The organism is Flavobacterium noncentrifugens (genome assembly GCF_900100375.1).
GTDB lineage: Bacteria > Bacteroidota > Bacteroidia > Flavobacteriales > Flavobacteriaceae > Flavobacterium > Flavobacterium noncentrifugens.
Map to the genome: position 1 here is coordinate 149,996 of NZ_FNEZ01000006.1, position 26,305 is coordinate 176,300.

31 protein-coding genes are annotated in these 26,305 nt (G+C 40.9%); 28 read left to right on the top strand and 3 right to left on the bottom strand.

The window, feature by feature from the left end; all coding sequences use genetic code 11:
- Nucleotides 1–3 precede the first annotated feature (3 nt).
- From BLS32_RS15865 to BLS32_RS15985, 25 genes are all read left to right on the top strand, one after another.
- Nucleotides 4–924, top strand: a complete 921-nt coding sequence (locus tag BLS32_RS15865; protein WP_091398148.1) for a hypothetical protein — start codon at nucleotides 4–6, stop codon at nucleotides 922–924.
- A gap of 57 nt (nucleotides 925–981) precedes the next feature.
- Nucleotides 982–1,299 carry a hypothetical protein gene (locus BLS32_RS15870; RefSeq protein WP_091398152.1) on the top strand — a complete coding sequence of 106 codons (318 nt, stop codon included), beginning with the start codon at nucleotides 982–984 and terminating at the stop codon, nucleotides 1,297–1,299.
- On the top strand, nucleotides 1,296–1,766 hold the full coding sequence (locus tag BLS32_RS15875; protein ID WP_091398153.1) for a CHAP domain-containing protein: 471 nt from the start codon (nucleotides 1,296–1,298) through the stop codon (nucleotides 1,764–1,766). The genes BLS32_RS15870 and BLS32_RS15875 overlap by 4 nt, the downstream gene beginning before the upstream one ends.
- 20 nt (nucleotides 1,767–1,786) lie before the next feature.
- Nucleotides 1,787–2,305, top strand: coding sequence for a hypothetical protein (locus BLS32_RS15880; RefSeq protein WP_091398156.1), 519 nt, complete (start codon nucleotides 1,787–1,789; stop codon nucleotides 2,303–2,305).
- Nucleotides 2,305–2,922 carry a hypothetical protein gene (locus BLS32_RS15885; protein ID WP_091398160.1) on the top strand — a complete coding sequence of 206 codons (618 nt, stop codon included), beginning with the start codon at nucleotides 2,305–2,307 and terminating at the stop codon, nucleotides 2,920–2,922. Before BLS32_RS15880 ends, BLS32_RS15885 begins: the two co-directional genes overlap by 1 nt.
- Nucleotides 2,922–4,157, top strand: a complete 1,236-nt coding sequence (locus BLS32_RS15890; protein ID WP_091398163.1) for a DUF2586 family protein — start codon at nucleotides 2,922–2,924, stop codon at nucleotides 4,155–4,157. Before BLS32_RS15885 ends, BLS32_RS15890 begins: the two co-directional genes overlap by 1 nt.
- 2 nt (nucleotides 4,158–4,159) lie before the next feature.
- Nucleotides 4,160–4,573 carry a hypothetical protein gene (locus tag BLS32_RS15895; protein WP_091398166.1) on the top strand — a complete coding sequence of 138 codons (414 nt, stop codon included), beginning with the start codon at nucleotides 4,160–4,162 and terminating at the stop codon, nucleotides 4,571–4,573.
- A 78-nt stretch (nucleotides 4,574–4,651) separates the two neighbouring features.
- Nucleotides 4,652–5,071 carry a hypothetical protein gene (locus tag BLS32_RS15900; RefSeq protein ID WP_245699497.1) on the top strand — a complete coding sequence of 140 codons (420 nt, stop codon included), beginning with the start codon at nucleotides 4,652–4,654 and terminating at the stop codon, nucleotides 5,069–5,071.
- 224 nt (nucleotides 5,072–5,295) lie between these two features.
- Entirely contained in the window at nucleotides 5,296–7,245 is a 1,950-nt protein-coding gene (locus tag BLS32_RS15905; RefSeq protein WP_091398460.1) for a phage tail tape measure protein, read from the top strand.
- 1 nt (nucleotide 7,246) lies between these two features.
- Nucleotides 7,247–7,906 (top strand): DUF6046 domain-containing protein, encoded by a 660-nt coding sequence (locus BLS32_RS15910; protein WP_091398169.1) that lies wholly within the window; start codon nucleotides 7,247–7,249, stop codon nucleotides 7,904–7,906.
- On the top strand, nucleotides 7,906–8,874 hold the full coding sequence (locus BLS32_RS15915; protein ID WP_091398171.1) for a hypothetical protein: 969 nt from the start codon (nucleotides 7,906–7,908) through the stop codon (nucleotides 8,872–8,874). The genes BLS32_RS15910 and BLS32_RS15915 overlap by 1 nt, the downstream gene beginning before the upstream one ends.
- Nucleotides 8,874–9,383, top strand: coding sequence for a hypothetical protein (locus tag BLS32_RS15920; RefSeq protein WP_091398174.1), 510 nt, complete (start codon nucleotides 8,874–8,876; stop codon nucleotides 9,381–9,383). The genes BLS32_RS15915 and BLS32_RS15920 overlap by 1 nt, the downstream gene beginning before the upstream one ends.
- Before the next feature lie 9 nt (nucleotides 9,384–9,392).
- The gene (locus BLS32_RS15925) at nucleotides 9,393–9,731 is read left to right on the top strand and encodes a hypothetical protein (protein ID WP_091398177.1); all 339 of its coding nucleotides are present in this window, start codon (nucleotides 9,393–9,395) and stop codon (nucleotides 9,729–9,731) included.
- Complete coding sequence (locus tag BLS32_RS15930) at nucleotides 9,724–10,020, top strand: hypothetical protein (RefSeq protein WP_091398180.1); 297 nt, start codon at nucleotides 9,724–9,726, stop codon at nucleotides 10,018–10,020. Before BLS32_RS15925 ends, BLS32_RS15930 begins: the two co-directional genes overlap by 8 nt.
- A gap of 2 nt (nucleotides 10,021–10,022) precedes the next feature.
- Nucleotides 10,023–10,880 (top strand): hypothetical protein, encoded by an 858-nt coding sequence (locus BLS32_RS15935; protein WP_091398182.1) that lies wholly within the window; start codon nucleotides 10,023–10,025, stop codon nucleotides 10,878–10,880.
- Nucleotides 10,861–11,343 carry a hypothetical protein gene (locus BLS32_RS15940; protein ID WP_091398185.1) on the top strand — a complete coding sequence of 161 codons (483 nt, stop codon included), beginning with the start codon at nucleotides 10,861–10,863 and terminating at the stop codon, nucleotides 11,341–11,343. The genes BLS32_RS15935 and BLS32_RS15940 overlap by 20 nt, the downstream gene beginning before the upstream one ends.
- 1 nt (nucleotide 11,344) lies before the next feature.
- On the top strand, nucleotides 11,345–12,205 hold the full coding sequence (locus tag BLS32_RS15945; protein WP_091398188.1) for a hypothetical protein: 861 nt from the start codon (nucleotides 11,345–11,347) through the stop codon (nucleotides 12,203–12,205).
- On the top strand, nucleotides 12,202–12,687 hold the full coding sequence (locus BLS32_RS15950; RefSeq protein WP_091398191.1) for a hypothetical protein: 486 nt from the start codon (nucleotides 12,202–12,204) through the stop codon (nucleotides 12,685–12,687). The genes BLS32_RS15945 and BLS32_RS15950 overlap by 4 nt, the downstream gene beginning before the upstream one ends.
- A gap of 2 nt (nucleotides 12,688–12,689) precedes the next feature.
- Complete coding sequence (locus tag BLS32_RS15955; protein ID WP_091398193.1) at nucleotides 12,690–13,469, top strand: hypothetical protein; 780 nt, start codon at nucleotides 12,690–12,692, stop codon at nucleotides 13,467–13,469.
- A gap of 2 nt (nucleotides 13,470–13,471) precedes the next feature.
- On the top strand, nucleotides 13,472–13,783 hold the full coding sequence (locus BLS32_RS15960) for a hypothetical protein (RefSeq protein WP_091398196.1): 312 nt from the start codon (nucleotides 13,472–13,474) through the stop codon (nucleotides 13,781–13,783).
- Nucleotides 13,780–15,498 (top strand): hypothetical protein, encoded by a 1,719-nt coding sequence (locus tag BLS32_RS15965; RefSeq protein ID WP_091398197.1) that lies wholly within the window; start codon nucleotides 13,780–13,782, stop codon nucleotides 15,496–15,498. Before BLS32_RS15960 ends, BLS32_RS15965 begins: the two co-directional genes overlap by 4 nt.
- A gap of 307 nt (nucleotides 15,499–15,805) precedes the next feature.
- Nucleotides 15,806–16,252 carry a MarR family winged helix-turn-helix transcriptional regulator gene (locus BLS32_RS15970; protein ID WP_091398200.1) on the top strand — a complete coding sequence of 149 codons (447 nt, stop codon included), beginning with the start codon at nucleotides 15,806–15,808 and terminating at the stop codon, nucleotides 16,250–16,252.
- 88 nt (nucleotides 16,253–16,340) lie between these two features.
- Nucleotides 16,341–18,731, top strand: a complete 2,391-nt coding sequence (locus tag BLS32_RS15975; RefSeq protein ID WP_091398202.1) for a 3-hydroxyacyl-CoA dehydrogenase/enoyl-CoA hydratase family protein — start codon at nucleotides 16,341–16,343, stop codon at nucleotides 18,729–18,731.
- A 4-nt stretch (nucleotides 18,732–18,735) separates the two neighbouring features.
- Nucleotides 18,736–19,917 carry an acetyl-CoA C-acyltransferase gene (locus BLS32_RS15980; RefSeq protein ID WP_091398205.1) on the top strand — a complete coding sequence of 394 codons (1,182 nt, stop codon included), beginning with the start codon at nucleotides 18,736–18,738 and terminating at the stop codon, nucleotides 19,915–19,917.
- 23 nt (nucleotides 19,918–19,940) lie between these two features.
- On the top strand, nucleotides 19,941–21,749 hold the full coding sequence (locus BLS32_RS15985; protein ID WP_091398209.1) for an acyl-CoA dehydrogenase family protein: 1,809 nt from the start codon (nucleotides 19,941–19,943) through the stop codon (nucleotides 21,747–21,749).
- 70 nt (nucleotides 21,750–21,819) lie between these two features.
- On the opposite strand, the gene BLS32_RS15990 is transcribed toward BLS32_RS15985, so the two are convergent.
- Nucleotides 21,820–22,278, bottom strand: a complete 459-nt coding sequence (locus BLS32_RS15990) for an META domain-containing protein (RefSeq protein ID WP_091398212.1) — start codon at nucleotides 22,276–22,278, stop codon at nucleotides 21,820–21,822.
- A gap of 124 nt (nucleotides 22,279–22,402) precedes the next feature.
- Between BLS32_RS15990 and BLS32_RS15995 the strand changes: the two genes are divergently transcribed.
- A complete protein-coding gene (locus BLS32_RS15995; RefSeq protein WP_091398214.1) occupies nucleotides 22,403–22,927 on the top strand; it encodes a hypothetical protein in 525 nt (174 codons plus the stop codon).
- Between the two features lie 160 nt (nucleotides 22,928–23,087).
- On the opposite strand, the gene BLS32_RS18360 is transcribed toward BLS32_RS15995, so the two are convergent.
- On the bottom strand, nucleotides 23,088–23,246 hold the full coding sequence (locus tag BLS32_RS18360; RefSeq protein ID WP_139171793.1) for a lmo0937 family membrane protein: 159 nt from the start codon (nucleotides 23,244–23,246) through the stop codon (nucleotides 23,088–23,090).
- Nucleotides 23,247–23,252: 6 nt separating this feature from the next.
- Nucleotides 23,253–23,852 carry a DUF4142 domain-containing protein gene (locus tag BLS32_RS16000; RefSeq protein WP_170227604.1) on the bottom strand — a complete coding sequence of 200 codons (600 nt, stop codon included), beginning with the start codon at nucleotides 23,850–23,852 and terminating at the stop codon, nucleotides 23,253–23,255.
- A 520-nt stretch (nucleotides 23,853–24,372) separates the two neighbouring features.
- On the opposite strand from BLS32_RS16000, the gene BLS32_RS16010 reads away from it, so the two are divergent.
- Nucleotides 24,373–24,903: a superoxide dismutase family protein gene (locus BLS32_RS16010; protein WP_091398221.1), complete on the top strand. Its 531-nt coding sequence runs from the start codon at nucleotides 24,373–24,375 to the stop codon at nucleotides 24,901–24,903.
- Nucleotides 24,904–25,017: 114 nt separating this feature from the next.
- Nucleotides 25,018–26,214, top strand: a complete 1,197-nt coding sequence (locus BLS32_RS16015; RefSeq protein ID WP_091398223.1) for an LETM1-related biofilm-associated protein — start codon at nucleotides 25,018–25,020, stop codon at nucleotides 26,212–26,214.
- Nucleotides 26,215–26,305: the final 91 nt, after the last annotated feature.

Sequence of the window (26,305 nt, forward strand, 5' to 3'; positions counted from 1 at the left end):
CCCATGCCTGCTAATTTCCCAGATGTTTGGTTAGATCGCGTCATTGAAAACATTGACAATGCAGATGTAGCCCCTTGGTTAGACAATATCACTGAACTTGATGCTGACATTACAGTTTTCGGTGAAGGATCTGCTAACGAAACAAATGTTATTCATGTTGCATCAACTGACTTTGAAGTTGACGTTTTGATTAACAACAATACTTACCCAATTCCAGTACAGGAATATGCTGACGGTACATTGAGTTTTTCCCTGGACAAACTTCAAACGAAAGTCGTGACTGTTTCCGATGATCAGGTTATCGGTGCGTCGTACGACAAAATTGACACCGTAACCAAAAAAGGCACTAAGGCGATTACAAGTGCTAAATATGCTAAAGCGCTCCATTCAATTGCGCCTGCATCGCACACAGCCAATACGCCGGTACTTGTTGCTACAGGCGGTCCTGATGGGTTGCAAGATTCGACAGGTCGTAAAAGACTGACGTACGAAGACCTTGTTGAATTTGCACGCTTGTGCAGAATTGCAGGATTTGTTGAAGGCGAAATGCGTCTGGTACCAAACAGCAATCACTACGCGGATTTGGCATTGGACAGAAAGAATTTTGGAAACCTTATTTCAAATCACGTGAAAGGAACACCCGCGCCGGTTGTTGCAGGATTTGAAATTTACCCGCCGTACAAAACGGCACCAAAATACACTTCTGCAAATGTGAAAAAAGCATACGGCGCTATCGCTGCTGCAGGTGACAAAGATGGAACTGTAGCATTTTCGCCAGAAGGAATTGCAAAGAAAACAGGCCTTACAAAACAGTATTTCCAACCTGCTGCAACAAACCCGCACGGTCAAACAAACGATTTGGCTTACCGCCATTATTTCCTTTGTGTGCCTTTCCGCGCAAGGTTAGTCGGAGCGATCCTTTAGTATTAAATCAATGGCTGCTGCAGATCTGCAGCAGCCATTCCTTAAACAGAAATTTCAGTGAACGAATATCTAATCAATGCGATTCTGCCATTACTGGTCGGTGTCGGTACCTGGTTCGCAGCCAGACGTAAAAATCTTGCAGAAGTCACTTCAAACGAACTGGATAACGCAACAAAGGCCGTGAAGTATTACCGCGAAATGCTTGATGATATGGCACTCAGATATAAAGAAGTTGTCAAAGAACTTGACGATTTAAAGGATCACATGAAGCGATCTGACGAACAACTTCAGCACATGATGCAGGAAAATCGCGAGTTAGTTGACGAACTCAAAAAATACAAACAGTTGAACGGAAAAACAGAAACAACAGCATGACACTACCATTAATAGCCCTGAACCACGCCCAAAGCCAAAACGGCGTTCAGGAAATCCCGAAAAATACAAACAGCGGGCAAGCGGTTGAAAAATACCTTCTATCAGTGGGACTTGGAAAGGGCTATGCGTGGTGCATGGCATTTGTTTACTGGTGCGTGTCAATGGCCTGTAAAGATTTAAAGATCGAAAACCCGCTAAAGAGAACCGCCGGTGTTCTTGATATGTGGAACAGCAAACCGGAACTACGAGTAGTCGGATGTCCAAAGCCAGGCGATATTTTCATAATGGATTTTGGAAATGGCACCGGACACGCGGGATTTGTCATAGCTGTAATGCCTGGCAACATATTGAAAACCATCGAAGGCAATACCAACGATGAAGGTAGCCGCGAAGGTTACGAAGTGTGCATACGACACGATAGGAAGGTGTCGCAAATGAAAGGATTCCTAAGATTAAAAACCAATTAAAAACCTTTTAAAAATACATAATGAAACAATATTCTGCATTTCTGACTTTAGTTTTTGTTTTAGTTTTTGGTGGAGCGCTGCTCTGCACTTCATGCAAGAGCAGCAGCGTTCCGATCCAGGAAACAACAGAAACAACAAATCTGTTAAAGATCACTGAAAAAGAACACGATTCGCTTTTCAAGATCCCTGCTGATCAATCCCAATATTCAGCAACAGTTAAAATAGTTGACGGCAAGCCGGTTCTGGTAGAACCCAAAGTAATCAAGTCGCAAAACGGTTCATTGAATCCGCCAAAGGTCAATCTAAAAGACAATCAGTTAACATGCGATTGTGATTTAAAAGAACAGGAATTACACGCTAAATGGAAATCCGAAAACCGACAGGAATCAATTACGGTTGTAAAGAAAGTGCCTGTTTTAGTTCCCAGGGATTTAAGCTTCTGGCAGGAACTACAGATTTGGGCGGGTCGGATCTTGTTTTTCCTTCTGATCCTGTTCATCATTGGCCGCTACATCAAATCATTTAATCCCCTCAAATAATGAACAAAATCGATCCAATTTTTGAAGCCAATCCAACACTGGAAAGCTATCACAAAACTTCAGACGGACAATGTTTTTACCAACCATCTGACGCGAAAAACCACGCTGTTTCTTTAAAGAACAAAACGGTTACAGAAGTAAAAAACATCAACCAGATCGAAGTGGTCGATGCTGAAGTATTGGATGCAGAATCTGCTGAAGATCTCGGAAGCGCTACCGAAGAAACTGGCCAACCTGAAGGCGATGCCGGAACAGATTCAGAAGATCAGAAAGGATCTGAAGATTCAGGTTCTGACGAAACCGGACAAGATGCCGGACAAGATGCCGGACAAGTTGAAGACTTTGTTTTGAATGCTTTGACAAATGCCGTGAAATCTGCAGATGAAACTGCAGAAGCTTTGAATTCTGGAATTCAGAATCAAATGGCAAAAGACGAAGGCAAAGATCTGGCTGCAGAAAAGAGAGCAGCTACAGCCAAAAAAGCTGCTGCAACAAAATTGGCAAATGCTGCCAAAGCTGCCAAAGCCGCCAAAGCGGCCAAAGCTGCAGAAGCGAAAACTGCTGCAGTAAAAGATCCTGCAACAACCGAAACTGAAACCACTAAAACAGCGGAATAATGTATCCAAACATTGACATTGAATTTGAAAACGGCAATCTCGCACAGGTTGTCGATACGCCAGACGGCGTTGGCGGCTTGCTTGCCAGTGCCGTTGCTGTAGCCGACAAGTTTGCTTTAAATACCGCTTACATGGTAAAAAGCATGGTCGATGTCGCTGCACTTGGAATTCTGCCAGATGTAAACAATTACAGGCTTTACAAAACTTTAAAAGAGTTTTATGCTGAAGCTGGCGAAGGTACCGAACTATGGTTGATGGGATTTGCAAAAACCCAAAAGGTCAGCGATTGGTTCACAAGTGATCCAGGAACCGGCAAAGCGCCTGCAGAAAAACTTTTGGATGCTGCAAACGGAAAACTGAATTTCATCATGACTTCATTTTCGCCAACCGGTGACTATGTTGTGACTTTGGAAACCGGAATTGATTCTGATGTTTTCGTAGCTGCAAACCTTGCACAATTGCTTGCGGAAAACTACACCAAAAAGTATTACGCGCCATTGTTTGCCATAATCGAAGCTTATGCTTTTAACGGAAACAAAGTAGTTCTTTCGGATCTGCTACAGCGCGACTGGAACCGTGTCATGATCATGATCGGAGATTCGGAAAAACGAACTGGTGTACCTGTAAGTAACGGCGCTGCAGTTGGAATAGTTGGCGGTCGATTCGCAAAGATCCAAGTTCATCAGAATATTGGAAGATTGCTTGACGGCCCGACAGCAAACCTGAAAGCTTATATCGTTGATACGCCTGCAGAACTTTACGACTTTGGAGCGTTGAACGATAAAGGTTATGTGACTTTCAGGAATCACGTTAGGAAGTCGGGTTACTATTTTGTAGATGATCATTTGGCATGTCCAATCGCTGACGATTATCACATGGCGGCCAGAAGGCGTGTAATTGATAAAGCGTACCGATTGGGTTACGATGCATTGCTTCCCTTTTTGCTTGATTCTAACAACGTACTGCCAAACGGTACGATTGATCCGATTTACGCAAGCACCATCGAAAATGCAGTTGAAACTTTGATTTTTCAACAGATGTCAGCTAATGACGAACTATCATACAATCCGAAAAATGCAAAAGATCGGGGCGTAATCTTCAGGCTCGATTTAACCCACAACGTTACATCGACTTCAAAAATCAAAATCCGCCAATTTCAGGTTGCGTCGAAAGGCTATAACAAGTTTTTCCAAGTACCGCTTGGCTTTGTACCTGTAACCTCAAACACCAATTAATAATGTTCGATTCAAGACAATACGAATGGGCTGATATTACAATTATCATCGGCGGACGCGACATCGTTACAATACGCGGTGTAAAATGGACGCGAAAAATTGAACGCGAATCTGTTTACGGCAAAGGTCGTTATGCACATTCAATCCAAACCGGAAACGAAAGCAACGAAGGCGAATTCACAATGTTGCAATCTGATTTCGATGCTATCGAACTCGCTGCAGGCGGTGACATCTTATCCGCAAACGTGGACTGTTTGATCGTGTTCGGCGATCCTTTGAACGGCGATAAAATGACAACACACCGTGTTATCGGCGCTCGTTTCACCGAAGATGCTCTGGAAATGAAACAAGGCGACAAGTTCGCTGAAGTTAAGCTTCCCTGGATTGCGAGACGCATTCAAAAGAACGTCACTTAAAATAGAAATTTTCAATCATGCAAAATCCCTTCCGATCTGGGAAGGGATTTTTTTTAAAACCCAAATCCTAAAATAACGATGGAAACTCAAAAAACCAAAAAGAACAAAAAGAAAAAAAACAAAGCAATAAAAAGTGTGATCGCACACCCACTTGCTGCAGAAGTGCAGGCAATTGAAAACAAAAAACTGGAAGTGATCAAAACTGGTCACACTGTTAGCCAGGAACAGATCGATGCCTGGAAAGCCGAACACGGCGAAGTATTCAGAATCGCGGTTGATGAACACACCGCTTATTTGAAAAAGCCAGGAAGAAAAGCAATTGGTTACGCTTCATCTATCGGTACCAAAGATCCGATGAAGTTTAACGAAATCATCTTAAAAGCCTGTTGGCTTGCCGGTGACGAAAAGCTGCAATCTGATGATGATTTGTTCCTGGCATGCGGATCTAAACTGGCAGATCTGATTGTGATCAAACAGGCCACTTTGGAAAAGCTTTAGAGACTGCCGAAGTACGTCCGGAAGAATTCATCAGAATCAGCAACGCCCAACTGCAATACTACATGCACATTCCGGATCCCGACAGTCTATCCGATCAGGATTGGGCAATGAGAATTAAGGAACTCGAATACATCCGCAAATTAGAAAAAGGAAAATAACAAATGGATAATGTCTTTAACTACATATTTAAAATTCAATCCGATGCGGCCAGAATAACCGCCGGAATGGATAAGCTTGATGCGACAATGCACAAGGTCGAAAAGAGCGCCGTAGTTATGGATAAGTCGTTTATGAAAGCCTTTGCCAACATAAACAAAGGGATTCAAACCATTAAGCTTTCGTCAATACTTGATCAGGTTGATCGTGTCGCTAATGGTTTGAATACTTTGAATAAGCCTGGAATGGATCTTAGCACATCAATGTATGATCTGTCGGCAATGACTGGCGTTGCGGGTGACAAATTAAAAGAGATCGAGGGCTATGCCAGAAAATCAGCTGTAACGTTTGGCGGATCTGCTGCAGACGGTGCCGAATCATTTAAGCTTATCCTGGGACAACTTACACCCGAAATTGCAAAGGTACCTTCAGCGCTCGATGCGATGGGCAAATCTGTCGCTGTTACAAGCAAGCTTATGGGCGGCGACCAGGTCGCAGCAACCGAGGTTCTGACAACGGCAATGAACCAATATCAGGTTTCTTTAGCTGATCCGATCCAGGCCAGTAAAGAAATGGCATCGATGATGAATGTAATGGCTGCTGCTGCAGGTGAAGGATCTGCAGAACTCCCAAACATTAAAGGCGCATTAGAGCAATGCGGAATGGCCGCAAAAGGCGCAAATGTCAATTTCGCGCAAACCAACGCGGCAATTCAGGTTTTAGACAAAGCCGGTAAAAAAGGATCTGAAGGCGGTGTCGCATTGAGAAATACTTTGGCAAAATTATCTGAAGGCCGTTTCCTTCCGAAAGATGTTCAAAAAGAACTTAGATCTGCAGGTGTCGATATTGGTAAACTTGGTGATAAGTCACTTTCATTAACAGATCGCTTACGGCCATTGCGCCGGATTATGAATGACAGCGCACTTGTGACAAAGCTATTTGGTACTGAAAATAACAACGCTGCAATTGCACTGATTGCCGGAATTGAAGAACAGGATCGTTTAACAAAAGCGATCACTGGAACCAATACGGCCTACGAACAGGCGGCTATCATTATGGAAAGTCCGGCGGAAAAAAACAAACGCCTTCAGGCTCAAATCGATGATTTCAAGATCTCGATGTTTAACGCTACAGATGGTCTTATGGGTTACGCTTCAGTATTGGGTGACACCGCAAGGGATGTTTCTAATTTAATACCGGCATTTACACTTGCAGGCGATGCGATTTCATTCCTTACGAGCCGCCAGAAGCTTCATGAATTTTGGACAAACGTTGTATCGAAATCTACTAAAATATGGGCGGGAGCGCAAGCGATTTTTAACGCTGTTATGGCAATGAACCCTATCATTTTAATCACGTTGGCCATTATTGCGCTTATCGCCGTTATCGCGTGGGTTGTTTCATCTACTGAAGGTTGGGGCGAAGCTTGGAAGCACACGGTCAATGGTGCGAAACTCCTGTTTTTAGCGTGGGTTGAAGGATTGAAGTTTCAATGGAACACAGTTGTAAATGCAATTATGATCGGGATCAATTACATCAAAGAAGGTTGGTACAAATTTAAGGAAACGATGGGCTTAGGCGATAGTTCCGAAAATCTTAAAATGATCAGCCAGATTCATGCAGATACTGAAGCCAGGAAAAAAGCCATCGTTGACGGCGCAAAGAAGGTCGCTGATTTAGCAATCAAATCGAAAGATGAATTTGCATTAGCAGGCCAATCGGTTCACTGGAAAAAAGCTGCAGAAAAAACCGATGGCATTGCAGATCCAACAACACCAGGAACCGCAAAAAGTGCCGGTGCAAATCCTGCTGCAGCTTCAGATAAAAAAGCCAAAACGAATGAAGCAATTGCGACTGGCGGAACCAAACACAATTACATCACGATCAATCTGAAAGATCTTATTGGCGTATTGAACATTTACGCTAAGGATTTTAAAGAAGGAACTGATCAAATGAGCAACATGACACAGGATGCGCTTTTAAGGCTTCTGGCAATGTCAACAACAGCAGGAAGCTAACATGAACAATACTGACCTTTTATTTGCATCGCTTTTGGGAAACAATGTTGTAAAACAGGTTCCAAAGTTTAAGCTAATCCAGAACGAAATCGGAAAACACGTTTTGCCGGTTTTGCCTTTTCCATTGTGGGAAAACCAATCGGAAATCGATTCGACAGAATTTGAAACTATTCCTGGTTCCTACACTGCTGACATGCCAAACCTGCAGGAACAATTTTTCCCATTTTCTTTATCTATCGATAACGGCGCTACTTATTTCACTTTGCCATACGAACCAATGATCAGTATTTCTGGCCACAATAACATCGTAAAGCGAAATGTAGCCAAATGGCATGCTGAAGGATCTGAACAGCTTTTCGGAACGATAAAAGAACGATGGTCACAAGATGATTACAGCATCACGATCACTGGTGCGCTGTTTGGTTCGATCTTAACCGGCGCTGTCGAAGATTGTTTTCCTGTTGAAGATTTCAGGAAGCTTAATGCGGTTTTGAAGCATTCAAAAGAAGTGCGTGTGAATTGTGCGCCGCTTGAATTGCTTGGAATAACAAAAATTGTTGTTGAAGATTTCAGTTTTCCGTTTACGAAAGGCGAGAACGTGCAAGCTTACGAAGTCAAAGTAATTTCCGATTCAAGTTACAACCTTTTAATAAAATTGTAATGTACGACATGAATTGGGACATCCGGTTTGATAATGCCGGAAAGAAATTTCGTTTGGGTTTGTTGGCAAGTCTGAAAATTAATTGTTCTGTTGACAACCTTGCCGATGTTGCCGAAATTACATTGCCTGAAGCTGTAATGAACCAAGTTCTAAGTTTGGAAGCAAGTATTCCGCGCGGAACTTCATTAATAATCAAGCTTGGTTATGATGGCCAACTCGAAAAAGAGTTTGAAGGTTTTATCCAGGACATTACAACCAATGACAGCACACTGAAAATTTTATGCGAAGATGCCTTGTTCTTGTTCCGTAAAAGTGTGAAAGATCTGGAATTGAAGCCAACGTCGATAAAAGCCATTGCGCAATATTTAGTCAACCAAATCGATCCAAGTTTCAAAGTAAGCTGCGATTATAACATCTCGTACGAAAAGTTCACAATTCACCAGGCTACCGGTTACGATGTTCTGAAAAAGCTGCAGGAAGAAACAAAGGCCAATATTTATTTTGATACGTCAAATAAGATCCTGCACATTCACCCGCCATACATCGAGAAAGGTGCCGATGTGGTTTACTCGATGCACCGGAACATTGAAAAATCGTCACTTGAATACAAACGAGCCATTGATAAAAAAGTTGAAGTCACGATTGAAAGCACGAATATTAAAGGCAAGGTTACAAGCATCAAACGCGGAACAACCGGCGGCGATTCAATCACATTAAAAGTCGGCCCGATGACAGCCGCGGCAATGGAAGAAATCGCCGCTGCAGCTTTAAGAAAAAACAACTTCGACGGTTTCGCCGGCACATTTGACGGTTGGTTGGTTCCTTTCGTTCGTCCTGGCGATTCAGCGCATTACATCGATCTGGATTATCCGCACAAAAAGGGAACTTATTATGTTGTTGGAGTGGAAACAACCTTTGACGAATCGGGCGGGAAAAGAACAATTACACCAGGAATAAAATTAGGATAATGAGTAAAGCTTCAGAAATAAAAGCCGCAATAAAAGCGATTGTCGATGCAGATCCTAACTATCCTATGAATGTGGTTGTACAATCTATCGAAGGCGAAACCTGCACTGTAAAATTTGCTTCAGGGTTTATCACATCAGATGTTCGATTAAACGCAACTGTAACCGATGGTGAAGATTATCTGCTTTTAACGCCGCTCGAAGGATCTGATGTGACGATTTTAAGTATCGACGGCACGTTAAGCAATCTGGTTGTAATAAAAATTGATCAGCTTAAAAAGTTTGAGTTTTTCCAGTCCGGTTTAAAAGTAGCATTCGATAGTGAAGATAAGAAAGTTCAGATAAAAAATGAAGCTGTCAATCTAAAAGATCTGTTTTCCGGATTTGCAGACATTATCAAAATTTTAAAAGTTGGCGTGTTGGCTCCCAACGCACCAAGTAGTACTGTTACACCCGATGTATTGACTGCAGTCGAACAACTTGAAGCTAAAATTAATCAGCTTTTAAAATGATTTTAAACGATGAAAAATAGAGCTATCCAATATAACGACAGGAACGATTCAGGCGAAGTTCTGGATTTGAAAATACAACCGGTTCGCGGATCTGATGGAAAGATCATTTCCGGCATTGTGATCGGGAACACGCTCGAACAAAATAAGGCTTTGATCCTGATTGCGCACCAAGGCGATTTTAAGTTTAATCCCGATTTGGGTGTAGGATTAGAAGATATTTTATTAAGCGAGGAATATTTAACCTACAGGCACCTGATCCGAGAACACATGGCCAAAGATGGCCTGAAAGTGGAATCGTTGGATTTTTACCAAAACAAACCTTTCAAATTGATTGCAAGTTATGACTGATAAAAACATCGTGTACCAGGGACAAAGCTTTTTTGATAAAGTGATCGAATGCACCGGCGATGTTGAAAACGCCTTCGCAATGGCATTATTGAACGGTATAAATGTGACAGATCATTTGGAAATCGGCCAGGTTCTAAAATCACCTGCAGTAACAAAAAACCAAATTGTAAACATTTTTAATACAAAGAACCGACCGGCAAGTGCCCTGTCTGTACTAACGCCAGAACCGGAACCAGAACCAGAACTAACAGCTTATGAATTCCCAGGCGAATTCCCTTATTCTTTTTAAAAATGGCAAGAAGTAGAATAGACATTAAACACGAAATAACTGCAGCATTCATTGCTGATCGGGTTATAATCGAACAGTATCAATTAACGCCTGGAAAAACCTTTGAAGAAGAATTTTCATTGACATCATTTGAAAACACTTTTTTCGATGCGCTATCATTTTCATACATGCTTCATGAACAGATAGTAGAAGCAAACGCGCAAAATTCCAGGCCACAAAATTTGCCAAACCTGAAGCTTGCAGTTCTGAATTATCATGATGGTTTGGAACTCGTTTGGAAAGACGGCCAGTTTCAATATGATCTGACAAATATCGCTGATGCAGAAGAAAGGAAAATTATTGACAGATGTTCGATTTTAGAGAGTGACGATGGCGAATTGGTTATCAAAATTGCAACAGATAATAACGGAAGTTTAGAACCTGTTAATGCAGCGCAAGAATTGCGAATAAAGGCATATCTGCAAAACATCAAAGTGCCAGGCGTACGTATCCGCTTGATCAATATGGAAGCTGATCTTATAGAAACTAATCTGACTGTATATGTGGATCCGGCATTAATCGATTTAGAAACCGGAAGGCTTTTAGATACTGCAGGTAATGTATTTCCAGTTAAAGATGCCATCAGTGAATATTTATCTGAATTGGAGTTTAACGGTGCATTTGTGAAAGATTATCTCAAAGCTAAAGTCAGATCTGCCAAAGGTATTAAGTTGGTTACAATCGATATGATGCGCTCAAAGTTCGCTGCTTACCCATTCACCGAATTTGGCGAATGGAAAATCCCTGAAGCGGGCTACATAAAAATAAGGCCGGAAAATCTAACAATTAATTATCTGGATTATGGTTTGGTCACAAATTGATTTTGAAAGATTGTCGGAACTGCACCCACAATTCTTGCGAAAGCCCGCGCAAATGGCGATGCTCTTTTCATTTCTAAAGCCATTGAACAAACTGCAGGAAAAAACGCTTTATCGGATGCAGCACAATGGCACAACGATCTATTTAGAAAAATTGTTAAATGAATATTTTCAAGTACCAGGATATGATACGCAACATCATGACACGACAAAAAGGGTTTACATCGGAGACATTCAGGAAACCGGCGCACTATACATTTATCAGGATCAGGAACCAGATGTTTCTTTCTTACAAGATGAAGATAGTGAATCAGATCTGTTTTTGGATGTTGATGTGGAAGGATCCGGCGCTTACAGTTTTACAATTTTCATACCTGTTGGTTATGCTTTTCAGGAACCAAATCTAAGAGCAGAAATAGACAGTTACAGATACTTCGGAAAAAAATACAATATCCAAACCTACTAACATGGAATTAATAGATTTTACACAGCCTGGCGGTTATAGGCTAAAACAAATGACCTTCAAAAAAATGCAGTCGGCATATTTTGAAATTCTTAGAACGATGGCCGGTCATTTGAATATTTCTGATGTCGGAAAATATATCATTTCGGGCTGCAAAATTGTGGCGGGAAATATTACACCAGGAATGATGTACATCGATGGCGAATTATGTCCGTTTGCAGGCATAAACGGAAATACTGATCCAAAAGTAAAAAAGGATGTAGTTCTCGAATCGATAGCCTTTCAGAACGGATCAAACCCTAACGTTTTTAGAACCACAAGCGCAATTGTCGCTGTTGACGGTGTTTTGTTATCGACGTTTACACGAGTTCCTGCAGTTGTTGCTTTATCCTGGGAAAACTTGCAAGACATCCCTTCAGATTTGGTACACGATGCAAATTACGTTCACACTGATTTCAATTTTTCACAGGCATTAAAAGATAAGTTGAACGGAATTCAGGCAAACGCGCAAGTAAATGTGCTTTCAAATTGGACTGCTGCTTTAAATGAAGCCGGTTTTATTTTAAACAAACCGGATTTGCCAAAGGTGTTAAGAAATTCATTCTTTGTGATTGGTGACTTTGGAACTCCATACGATGAACTTGTTACTGTAAATTTTCCAACTGTTGGAACATCTGACTATATAGTCGTTGCCACATTGGTTTCATTAGGAAGTTGGACAGACGAAAACGACGTGAACTTTGTCATTAAAAACAAAACACCAGTAAGTTTTGACATCGCGCTTCAGGAAATTAATTACGGCGTGCCTGCACACGTTCAAAACGTGAAATTAGATTATATATTAATTCAACAACCTACCGAATGAGATTTGTAAAAGCTTTTCCAGATCCTGACAGGCCAATTATTAGATGGGCGCTGTGGGCAAATAACTTAGAGGAATTGACAGCTATGGGCGATGTAAATAATCCCCTGATCTTACCTGAAAATGAAGTTCCTGAAAACATCTACGGCGTTTGTCCGCTAAAATTCGACAACGGGATTTTAGTCGCACGTGATGAAATTGAAATGGAAACCTATCAAGTTGTTTTTGAACAAAAATCGGCGATTTTAACTGCTGCTGAATCAATACAGACAATCGGTTCTGACAAATTTACGTATGGTTCCAACGATTATCCTATGCATCAAGCAGCGCAATTGCGCTATGCCGCTGTTGCAGCTTCACCAAAGGGAATTGACATGATGAATGTCAAAGGCGAAATTGTACACATAGCATCCGCGAACCTTTCTGCATTTTTAAATGCGTACTACGATAAGATCATCGAAATTACTAATTACACAATTGCATAATCATGGCAGAATCAATCGATCCAATTGATATTTTTTTAGACATCGAGCGCAAACACGATAGTGCAGTGAAGCTTGCAGCAGTTCAGGGCAAACCTCACAATGAATATTTATTTGCGCCAGAATTCAATAAAGTTGTGCAAGCTATTAAAACGCTTAGGCGATTAATTATTGCAACGCCTGCACAAATTCAACAAATTATCGCTACTGGCGTTCCTGTTCCATTGGGAAATATAGAAATCAATTTTATTGACTTTGTAAATTCATCAGTCGCGCCTTTGTCACTGGGAACTAATGGAACATCATTTATAACATTCACGACAGCAGGGATTGACTTTGTTTATGTTTTTATTGGCACCCCTGGTCAATATGGTTTCAATTCTACGTCTTTAGCAGCTACAGACGTAATCTTTTTGTATAAAAGCGATGAAGCATCACCGCCGACCGGTTCATTTAATCCAGGCTATCAGGAATGTTTTATCAAAGTGGTGCAGAATGGCAGCACTCAACCATTTGTTGATTTAGTTTCCTTTAATGGCTATAGTCCGGATATTTTTGTCACCGCCTTTGCTGATGGGTATTTCCGCTTAAATGTAGATTCGTTCGCGGCCGACAATCAAATAATTTACCAATGGTCAAATTATGCAGGAGCAAATGAAATGCGTACCGCAACAGCGTATCAGGTTGACAGAAATCTCTTTGTACGAACAAAAGTATCAGGTGTCGCTTCAAACGATGTTCTGACTAACGGTTGGATGATTCGAGTAATTAAATTAAACCAATAATTATGAGTTTTACAATTGATCCATCAATCGCAGAAGTCGTACACATCGACAGCGTTGCAGTAAACGAAAGCCTGACAGTCATTTATACGAACTCTGAAGGTTGGCCTGGTCAATATGAAGTGTTTGTCTGGAACAGTTCGGCAAAAAACACTTTATACAAAATGACTGGGGCTTTGACTACTGACGACAAGGATATGGCATTTCAAGTTTGGCCGTCGAAGTATGATATAAAAGACGGCAAATTTTACTACGAAATTTGGAACATTGACACCAATCAAATAGAATTTAAAGGCGATTTAATTACACGTAAATGAAAACAATCACAATTGGCGCTGCTCCAAAAAAGCAAGTAACCGTTTCCTGCTCGGTGCCTAATGTGGTACGGGTTGAAACGCAACAGAAGAAACAAATCACAATCAGTCGCTTTTCCGATGGAAAAAATGGCTTGAACAACTTTGAATTGTGGTTGGTGGATAATCCAGGAGGGACAATGGAACAGTTCTGGAACAGTCAAAAAGGCGCTGATGGAAATTCACCCGAAATAGATCCTGAAACCGGCAACTGGTTTATTGCAGGAATCGATACCGGAATAAAAGCTGGAGGCGAAAAAGGAAACGATGGCATTTCACCGGAAATCGATCCGAATACCGGAAATTGGTTCGTTGCCGGTGTAGATACTGGCGTAAAGGCTAAAGGAGATGCCGGTCTTGACGCTTACATGGTGGCTGTCGCAAACGGATTTAACGGAACGGTAGCGCAATGGCTGATTTCATTAAAAGCAAATAATGATCTTGAAGATTCGCGTTCAAGAAACAATAAGGTTTTTGGTAATATTGATGCAAACGGTAATAAGATAATTAATTCTGCAAACGGAACTTCAGCGCAGGATTTGGTAACCGTAAATCAAATGGCCGCGTTGGAAACAACACTACGGACATACGCTGAAGCGTTGTCTGTGTCAAGCTTCAAGTTGCTTGGCGATCATGATTTTGGAACAGGTTCTTATCCTGTCGCAGGTGTTGGATCGGGAACCGGCGGCGCGCTCCGTCGTGGCGACGCTTATCGTCACAATGGTGCAACTGTCACGTTTCACGGTATGACAGTTAATTATGGCGACATTTTTTATGTTGTGAATGTCCCTGCAGGCCAAATCGATGCAAACTGGTCATCATTGGACTACAACCAACAACAGGCAATCGAAACTGCTGCAGGTGTTGCGAAAATTATACTTGCTTCTGAAGCTGCAAATGAAAACAGTACAAATGACACTGACATACTTACCGCCAAAAAATGGTGGCAAAATACCTGGCTTAGGGTTTTAGCATTGCCGTGGGTTTGGACTGCAAGGCAAACATTGGCAACGCTACGCTTATCCGGAATTGCGGCAGGATCAATGGTCAAGTTAAATGCCAACAAAGATGTTGTTGCAGCAGTTGCAGATACTGATTTTGCAACACCGGCGTTAGTTAACGGAAAAGTTCAAAACAACATGAATGGATCGTCATTAATTGCACCGAGCGCAAACGCTGTTATTGATTACACCGCTGCAATGGAACGATTTTTTGTTTTCGATGGTGCAAACTATACTGTTACCGGAATTGGAATAAAAGCTTTTAAGTACTATTTAATTCCTGCCAACACGTGGGCGGTCGGAACAAGATTGCGTTTCAACATTGCAATCGAAAAAACTGGAAGCACCGCAAACAGTAACATCGTTCAAATGGTATTTAACACATCCGCTGCCACTGGCGGTGTAGGTATAGCTTCATTAAACGCAACAAATACTGTGGGCAATATTTTTTTAGAAGTAATAGGCGTGATTAAGCCAGGAAACATTATGGAAGTTTATATTAATACAACAACAACAGCAGGACAAGGATTCGTTGCAGGCACAATAACATCAATTGTATTTAATCCAGGTGTTGATCAATACTTTTATGGCGCTGTGATTCCAAACGACAATATTGCGCTTTTTCGCCAAAGTATGATTTCAATACAAGGCTTAAAACAGGCGGTTTATTTGACATAAAGATAAGAAAAACAAAGCTTTCCCGCAAGTAAAACGCAATAAAAAACCGCAAATATCTGCGGTTTTTTTCATTTACAATCTGATCTTTTAAAAATCGTTTAAAAGCGATTTAAGCGCTGTTTAAACTAAAATGATATATTTGTGACCGCATCGATTTAATCGCCTTCAGCACGTCGATAATTGACTGGAAATGCATCCGTTTGTGTACAATTCATTTTTAATTTATGTACAATTCATTTTCGCGATTATACATGCATAGTATTTTTTATTATATTTGAAAACGATTGCGTAAAAAATCAATCCTTAAATGAAAGACAAAACAATAGATTATATTCTTCGTGCCACCTGGCAGGCCGTTTCGCGGATGTACAACGAAGAAGCCTCAAAATACGGCGCAACGATGGCGACCGGATTTGCATTACTCAGCATCGATAAAGATAAAGGAACTCCCTCTACAGCTTTAGGTCCAAAAATGGGAATGGAAGCGACAAGCCTAACGCGAACCTTAAAATCGATGGAGGAAAAAGGTTTGATCATCCGAAAGAAAAACCCTGAAGACGGGCGCGGCGTTTTAATCTACCTGACGGAATTCGGAAAAGAAAAACGGGAATTGTCAAAAAACAACGTACTAAAATTCAACGAAAGCGTTCGTAAAAATGTGACCGAAGAACAGCTAAAGCATTTTACAGAAGTTGCCGAAGTCATCAACGAACTCATACAGGACAAAAATATATTCAACCAACCCGAAATATGAAATCGCCATCAACAAAGGGTTTTTGCAAAAAACAACCAATAAATATGGCGATACCATAAATGCCCGTTAAAAAATAAATTTCACATTTATGAAAAGAATTATTAAAAAAGTTGCCGTAGTCGGATCCGGAATTATGGGTTCAGGCATTGCGTGCCATTTTGCCAATATTGGCGTCGAAGTGTTGCTTTTGGATATCGTTCCGAGAGAGCTTACTGAAATTGAAACCAAAAAAGGACTAACCTTAGAAAACAAGATGGTCCGAAATAGGATTGTCAACGACCACTTGGCAAATGCTTTAAAATCGAAGCCCTCGCCTATTTACCACGAGAAATTCGCCAGCAGGATCACAACCGGAAACACTACAGATGATCTTCATAAAATCGCTGATTGCGACTGGATTATAGAAGTTGTTGTTGAAAGATTAGACATCAAAAAGCAAGTCTTCGAACAAATTGAAAAACACAGAAAACCGGGAACTTTAATTACATCAAACACATCCGGAATCCCGATTCATTTTATGAGCGAAGGCCGAAGTGAAGATTTTCAACAGCATTTTTGCGGCACGCATTTCTTCAATCCGGCACGTTATTTAAAATTATTCGAAATTATTCCGGGGCCAAAAACTTCAACAGAAGTATTGGATTTCCTAAATAATTACGGAGAAAAATTCCTTGGAAAAACTTCGGTCGTAGCCAAAGATACTCCGGCGTTTATTGGAAACAGGATTGGGATCTTCGGAATACAAAGCCTTTTCCATCTTGTTAAAGAAATGGATCTGACGATTGAAGAAGTCGATAAGTTAACCGGGCCGGTTATTGGACGCCCAAAATCGGCAACTTTCAGAACGGTCGATGTTGTCGGACTTGACACATTAGTTCACGTGGCCAATGGATTGTATGAAGGCGTTCCTGAAGATGAAGCGCACGACTTGTTCAAACTTCCGGATTTCATCACAAAAATGCTCGAAAATAAATGGCTCGGATCAAAAACCGGTCAAGGATTTTATAAAAAAGAAGGCAAGGAAATCTTGTCTTTAGACTTGAATACACTGGAATACCGCGCTGCTAAAAAAGCGTCTTTTGCAACATTGGAACTTACAAAAACCATCGATAAACCCATCGATCGCTTCAAAGTTTTAGTGAAAGGAAAAGACAAAGCCGGCGAATTCTACAGAAAAAGCTTCGGGGCAATGTTTGCTTATGTTTCAAACCGCGTTCCTGAAATCACCGATGATCTGTACAAAATTGATGACGCAATGAAAGCCGGATTCGGCTGGGAAAACGGCCCGTTTGAAATCTGGGATGCCGTTGGTGTCGAAAAAGGAATCGAATTATTGAAATCCGAAGGTTTGTCAAACGCCAAATGGGTTGACGATATGCTTTCATCTGGAAATAAATCTTTCTACACAATTAAAGAAGGCGCTTCTTATTATTACGACGTCAATTCGAAATCACAAAACAAAATTCCGGGACAGGATTCGTTTATCATTCTGAATAATATCCGCGAGAGCAAAAAAGTCTGGAGCAATTCAGGTGCAATTGTTCAGGATTTAGGTGACGGAATTTTAAACCTCGAATTCCGCTCGAAAATGAACACCATCGGCGGCGATGTTTTACAAGGAATTAATAAAGCGATCGAACTGGCAGAAAAAGACTTTCAGGGATTGGTCATTGGAAACCAAGCGGCGAATTTTTCTGTCGGAGCCAACATCGGAATGATCTTTATGATGGCGGTCGAACAGGAATATGACGAACTCAATATGGCGATTAAATTGTTCCAGGACACGATGATGCGTGTGCGTTATTCTTCAATTCCGGTTGTCGTTGCACCACACGGAATGACTTTGGGCGGCGGCTGTGAAATGAGCCTGCATGCGGATAAAGTTGTTGCAGCAGCGGAAACTTACATTGGTTTGGTTGAATTTGGCGTTGGCGTTATTCCAGGTGGCGGCGGATCTAAAGAGATGGCATTGCGTGCTTCGGATTTGTTTCATAAAAACGATGTCGAACTCAATGTGTTGCAGGAATATTTCTTAACGGTTGCCATGGCGAAAGTATCAACGTCAGCTTATGAAGCATTTGATACCGGAATTTTACAGCACGGAAAAGACATTGTGGTCGTCAATAAAGACAGACAAATCGCCGAAGCTAAAAAGCACGCGTTAATTATGGCTGAAGCCGGATATACGCAGCCCATCAAACGTAAAGATGTAAAGGTGCTTGGAAAACAAGCGCTCGGAATGTTTATGGTTGGAACAGACCAAATGGAAGCCGGAAGCTACATCTCCGACCACGATAAACAGATCGCAAACAAACTGGCTTATGTCATGGCTGGCGGCGATTTATCTGAACCGACATTCGTAACTGAACAATACCTTTTAGACATTGAGCGCGAAGCTTTTTTATCGCTTTGTACCGAAAGAAAAACGCTAGAAAGAATTCAATTTATGCTTACCAAAGGCAAACCATTAAGAAATTAAGAAAATGAAGACAGCATATATAGTTAAGGCTTATCGCACCGCGGTGGGCAAAGCGCCAAAAGGAGTTTTCAGGTTTAAACGCCCTGACGAACTCGCAGCAGAAACGATTCAGTACATGATGAATGAACTGCCGGATTTTGACAAAAAAAGAATAGATGATGTCATGGTTGGAAATGCCATGCCAGAAGCTGAACAAGGTTTGAACGTTGCAAGATTGATTTCCTTAATGGGATTGAACGTGGTTGATGTTCCCGGAGTTACCGTAAACCGATATTGCGCTTCCGGACTCGAAACCATCGGAATGGCGACAGCGAAAATCCAATCCGGAATGGCCGATTGCATCATTGCCGGTGGCGCAGAAAGCATGAGTTTTATTCCAATGGGCGGCTACAAACCGACTCCAGATTACGCTGTAGCGAAAGAAGGCCACGAAGACTACTATTGGGGAATGGGTTTAACTGCAGAAGCGGTTGCCAAACAATTCAACGTTTCACGTGAAGACCAGGATGAATTTGCATTGAATTCGCATTTGAAAGCATTGAAAGCACAGGCTGAAGGCAAATTCGACAAACAAATTGTTCCGATTACCGTCGAGCAGACGTTCATTAATGAAAATGGAAAAAAAGAAACCAAATCCTATACAGTAACCACAGATGAAGGCCCGAGAGCCGATACGAATTTGGAAGCACTCGCAAAATTACGTCCGGTTTTCGCCGCTGACGGAAGCGTAACCGCAGGTACTTCTTCGCAAATGAGCGACGGCGCCGCATTCGTCATGGTCATGTCAGAAGAATTGGTAAAAGAACTAAACCTCACACCTATTGCACGTCTGGTCAATTTTGCATCTGCCGGAGTCGAGCCAAGAATTATGGGAATCGGGCCGGTAAAAGCGATTCCGAAAGCTTTAAAACAAGCCGGATTGACTTTAAATGACATTGATCTGATCGAATTAAACGAAGCTTTCGCCTCACAATCGTTGGCCGTTATTCGAGAATTGAATCTGAATCCCGAAATCGTAAATGTAAACGGTGGCGCTATAGCACTCGGCCATCCATTGGGTTGTACCGGCGCTAAACTTTCTGTACAATTATTCGATGAAATGAAACGCCGCGGCAGCAAATACGGGATCGTCACGATGTGCGTCGGAACCGGACAAGGTTCGGCAGGTGTTTACGAATTACTATAATTAATAAATTAAAAACATACAAAATGGCAGAGACAGCAGTTGAAAAAGACGTAACCCGCGGCGGTCAGTTTTTAGTGAAAGAAACAAAATGCGAAGATATTTTCACTCCCGAAGATTTCTCCGAAGAGCAAAAAATGATGCGCGATTCTGTAAAGGAATTCGTTGACAAGGAAATCTGGCCTTTTAAAAATAGGTTTGAAAGCAAAGATTATGCTTTTACCGAAGAAACAATGCGCAAAGCTGGTGAAATGGGCTTTTTAAGCGTAGCCGTTCCTGAAGAATACGGCGGAATGGGAATGGGATTTGTCGACACCGTTTTGGTATGCGATTATATTTCAGGTGCAACTGGCTCTTTTTCAACCGCTTTTGGCGCACATACCGGAATCGGGACGATGCCAATTACACTTTATGGTACAGAAGAGCAAAAGAAAAAATATGTTCCGAAACTCGCTTCAGGAGAATGGTTTGGCGCATACTGTTTGACAGAACCTGGCGCAGGATCGGATGCAAATTCAGGAAAAACCAAAGCTGTTTTATCTGAAGATGGAAAATATTATTCGATCACCGGACAAAAAATGTGGATCTCAAATGCAGGATTTTGCAGCGTTTTTATCGTTTTTGCCAGAATCGGTGACGATAAAAACATTACCGGTTTTATTGTAGAAAATGATCCGGCAAACGGCATTTCAATGAATGAAGAAGAACACAAACTCGGAATCCGCGCATCTTCAACAAGACAAGTATTTTTTAACGATACGAAAGTTCCTGTTGAAAACATGCTGTCTGATAGAGGAAACGGTTTCAAAATCGCGATGAATGCTTTGAATGTAGGCCGAATTAAATTGGCTGCAGCCTGCTTAGATGCACAAAGACGTGTTACTTCCGGAGCTGTGAAATATGCAAACGAAAGAATCCAGTTTAATACGCCGATTTCAAGTTTTGGCGCGATCCGATATAAATTGGCCGAAATGGCAACGAGTTGTTATGCAGGAGAAAGCGCAACATATCGCGCCGCCAAAGACATTCAGGACAGAATTCAGGCGCGTGAAGCTGCGGGAGTTTCGCATCAGGAAGCTGAATTGAAAGGCGTTGAAGAATATGCCATTGAATGTTCGGTCTTAAAAGTGGCTGTTTCTGAAGACGTTCAGAATTGTGCCGATGAAGGCATCCAGATTTTTGGCGGAATGGGATTTTCAGAAGATACGCCGATGGAAAGCGCGTGGCGCGATGCGCGTATTTCAAGAATTTACGAAGGAACGAATGAAATTAACCGCATGTTGTCTGTTGGAATGCTGATCAAAAAAGCCATGAAAGGCCACGTTGATTTGCTTGGGCCAGCGACAAAAGTCCAGGAAGAATTGATGGGAATTCCTGATTTTAATACGCCGGATTATTCTGAATTGTTTGCTGAAGAAAAAGAAATCGTTGGCAAACTCAAAAAAGCGTTTTTAATGGTTGCAGGTGGTGCAGTTCAGAAATATGGCCCGGATCTCGATGCACACCAGCAATTGTTAATGGCTGCTGCCGATATTTTAATTGAAATTTACATCGCTGAATCGACGATTTTAAGAACTGAAAAACTTGCAAAATCGGTTGGTGAAGACAAAGCAACCGAACAAATCGCGATGGCGAAATTGTACTTATACAAAGCTGTTGACGTAGTCACCCAAAAAGGAAAAGAAAGCATTATTTCATTTGCTGAAGGTGATGAACAACGCATGATGCTTATGGGCTTGCGCCGATTTACAAAATATACGAACATGCCGAATATTGTTGGATTGCGAGAAACGATCACCAGCAAATTGGTTGCTGAAAATGAATACTGCTTTTAGTAAAAAATAGTTTTTAGTTAAGTTGGAAAAAACCGCCGCAATTGTTAAAATTAGGCGGTTTTTTATTTACTTATTTTTTATGAAAGCGCATAATTGCAATGTCACCGATAATCAGGTTCAGGGTTTTCCCTTCATCTGAAATCGAATACGAATTGATCTTTTTAAGTCCGTCCATAAAACTGCTTTCACCATCGCCCTGACAGAACATTTTGGTCATCGCCATCGCATCATCAAACCTTAAATAGTTTTTTGAAACCGTTATGTTTCCGGTAAAACTGTTGCAACTGCTGTTTCCACTCACGCGGCTGTCTTTGGTATTGAATGACAAAAATGGTTTTTTATCCACATATAAATTCTCAAAAGCTACTTTTGTTCCACTCAGGTAATCGAGTTCCCATATTCCTTCAAGGGCAGAAGGATTGCCTCCTTTTTCAGTTGTTGCCATTTCCTCAGTGGTCGACGATTTGGTACTGTTGCAGGAAACTGAAAATAATGCAATGCATGCCGAAATAAAAATGATCTTTTTCATATTATTATGGTTTTAATGGTTGATTCTTATAAAGTTACGCAAATTTTAACAGCAATGTTTTTCACAGACACATTTTTTTGCGGGAATAGATTTGGATTTCTATTTTAGTAGAAAAATTAAAATCATGAAAATACTCGGGATAGGTTCAAGAATTTCGCATCCGCAATACGGAAAAGGCGTTGTCACAAACGTTTCATCAAAAGAATATTGGGTAACATTTATTGAAAACGGATTGGAAACAATCGCGATCAACAGTGAATTTGAAGTCATTGAAGCCGCTGAAAACGAAGTCGATACGGTAAGTTTTTCTGACGTTGAAAAAAGCCTGAGGCAAATTCTCCAGAAATGGTCAGATATTACGCCAGCCACTCCAATTGCCGACAAATGGAAAGGCGGAAAATTAATCCTCGATCCCGGACAAGCCGGAGTTGCAGGAAAAGAAGTTCCGATCGATCAGTTCTTTCACAAAATCGTGATGGTTCGCGACAGAATTCGCGTGATGGAACAAAAGATCAACGCGAGCAAATTGGACGAACATGAAAAAATCGATTTGCAGCAATATATTACCAGGATTTATGGAAGCCTGACAACATTCAATGTATTGTTTAAATCCAATTCAGATTATTTTGTTGGAGAAAAAACGAAGTAATTTGCAGAAATTCTTAAACGCAAAAACGGCCGCCTGTTCGAGAGCGACCGTTTTTTTTTACAATATCCTTAATCTTGACTTTTAACATTTATAACCCCATATTTGAAATAAGCCAATTTGTTATAAAGATATTGCGAACCAAACAAACATTAATTTTCAATTACAAAGGTTTTCTCCCCTGAATAATTCTTAGAATTACTGCAATAATTGCGATTACCAATAAGATGTGGATCAGGTTTCCGGTAACAAAACCACCTAAAAATCCGATTGCCCAAATAATAATTAAGATGACTGCGATTGTATATAGTAAATTTCCCATGATTTCTTATTTTTTATTTTTTAATTTTTCTTGAACTGTTTCTGCATGCTGCAAATGCGTTTGTAAAGTTGGAAGCATATTTGCTGCCCACAATTTAATTTCAGGATCAGTTGCTTTTTCAGAAGCTTTTTCGATTTTGCTGATTGCATCTTTGTGACCGTCAACCATCATCGAAGCAAATTTTTCATCAAAATCTTTTCCCGATTTTTTATTCAGGTCTTCATATTCCTCTTTTCCTTTATCCGTAACTGCAACAGGAAGGGAAATTTGTTTTTTGTCTGCAAGCGCTTTAGTATCAGCTGAAGCTTTGGTATGCTGGTCAACCATCATTTTACCTAAGGCTTTTACATCAGGATCAGTACCTTTAGATTGCGCCAGTTTTCCCAGTTCGATTTCGGCCATATCCGTTTCGGCAGCAGCCACTAAATATTGGGAATCGTCTTCTTTGGCATCATTTGTATCATCAAACTTTGCCTCATTTTGATCTTCGGCAACTTCTTTAGTATCTTCTGCTTTCGGTTCCTGTTTGCAAGAAGTCATTGTAACCGACATGGAACTGATCGCGACACTCAATAAAGCGCTTTTGAGAAGTGTTGTCTTTTTCATTTTTACTGCGTTTTTGTTATTGGTTTTAGTATGTTACAAAGTTGTCGGTTTGAGGATAAAAATTTGTTATATAATATTTCTGAAATGTTATACGATTATCAGAAGTTGGATTTTTTTATTTTATTATGTTACTCCATAACACACAAATTCCCGCGCTATCATTGGGATTTGGAGAAAATCATCAGGTCTATATTATTAAGTATAAATTTAAATCCCTTACAAAATTTCCTTTGGGCGTTTCCCTGCGGGCCGCGCTTTCCGCTGCAATCTTTTTTACAGCGCCACTTTGTTCCGCTTTAAAAAAGGATTTCCGCTACAATCGCTAACGCGGGCATTTTCGTCCAAAATTTGTTTCCTGCAAATTACAGTTTGCCTCCAAATCTTTCGGCTTTCACAGGGCTATTAAAATTTCCTGGTGTATTTACATAATTACCACATTGATCATTTAAAAGATTTTTTTGGATTCTTAAATGACGTCTTTTCTTTATCTTTGATAGAAAACCAGAAAATAACTACAATTATGAAACATTTTACACTCGCAATTTTATCAGTGGCTGCAATCGCCGTTGGATGCAAATCAAACGGAACTGATGCTAAACCCGGCGAAACAATCAAAATAAACTTCGAATCGAAAAGCGGCAGTAAAGCCACAGGAACAGCCGAGTTTGTCCAGAAAGGAAACGAAGTTATGTTCACTGCAAAACTCAGCGGATTGGAACCCGGCGTTCACGCAATCCACATCCATGAAAAAGCAGATTGTTCTGCAGCAGATGCCAGTTCTGCCGGCGGACACTGGAACCCAACATTCAAAAAACACGGTAAATGGGGCGATGCCGACCATCACAAAGGCGATATTGGAAACTTTACCGCAGATGTTGACGGAAACGGAACCATTGTTTTAACCACCGACGAATGGTGTGTGGGTTGTGGCGATAAAAACAAAGATGTTCTCGGAAAAGGCCTGATCGTTCATGAAAAAGCCGATGATTATGCCACACAGCCAACAGGAAACGCCGGAGGAAGAGTAGCCTGTACCGCGATCATTAAATAATATACGATTTTCAGATGTACGATTTAAGTGAATTCGTAAATCGTACATTTTAAATCGCAAATAAAAACAAGGATTGTCAAAAAAGTATAGCTTTGCACAATCAAACCGCATACCATGATCAATCCTTCGGCAAATGGCTGGATAGACAAATTTTTCTTTGAACAGCAAAGCAAACCTTACGCAAATGCTGATGCCGATTTGTTTTACACCAGAGTCAGGGAAACCGGATTTATTTACGGCCACATCATCGGGTTCACTTCCGAAATCCCGATCGCCTCTGATCAATGGCTTCGCGATGAGATTTCCAAACTGGCGCTGCTGAATTCCTTATACCAGATTTTCTGCATTACGACCAAGCAAAATACGCCTGAAATATTTGTCAAAAAAGCAGTGGCATTTTATGATGAAATGCATCCACAGGGATTTAATTTCTTCAAAAAAGTACTGCCGGTACATTCGGCTGCTGCCACGCTCGAAAAAATCATCGACGACCGCGTCCAGACAAATGACAATATCATCAGCAAGAACTTTTCGCATATTGTTACCAATGCCTTACTTTTTGTAGATGTCCTGGCATTTCAGCGCTATTTGATCCTTGGTGAAATCCCTGAAAAATACCTGAAGAAAATTGAAGAAACGATCGTAAGCATTGTCACATTGGCACTCAAAACCAAAACCAATAAATCACAGCACGATGATTTACTGATCAGGCTTTTCGAAGCATCGGTGCGTTACAGCAAGTTTTCAAAAGTCAATATCCTGAATCTGGAAACACTCGAATTGTCGTATTTTGAATATCCGCTTGAGAAATATTACCTGCTTGATATGGCCGGACTGGCTTTATGGAGCGACGGAATTGTCGAAAATGAAGAAGCCTATTTCCTGCACGTTCTCGCCAGAAATATGAACATATCGGAAGAATTTGTATCAGAAAGCATTATTTCGACACATGATTTTATTTCGAAACACCGAAAGCAAATTCCGTATTTCAATTATTCCAATCCAGTAAAACATTTCTACGACCAGACGACACAATTGGTGGTGACTTTGATCAACAGGAACAAAAAAAGGCTCATCAAGGAAATTTCGGAAAGTAAAGAATTAATGGTACTTCTCGCGGCTACCACAACGCGCGATCTCGATAAATCCGAAAAGAAAAAAGTAAAAAAACAGCTGCTTGACATTTGCAAAAGCATTCCGTCGTTGACTATTTTCCTGATTCCCGGCGGAAGTTTGCTGCTTCCTATTTTGGTTAAATTCATTCCGCAAATGCTACCTTCTTCCTTTAATGAAAATCTGAACGAAGAATAAAAAATTAGCCACGAACCACACTAATTTTCACTCAATGATTCGTGAAAATTTATGCAATTCGTGGCTGAAAAAATTGCCATACTTTGTAATC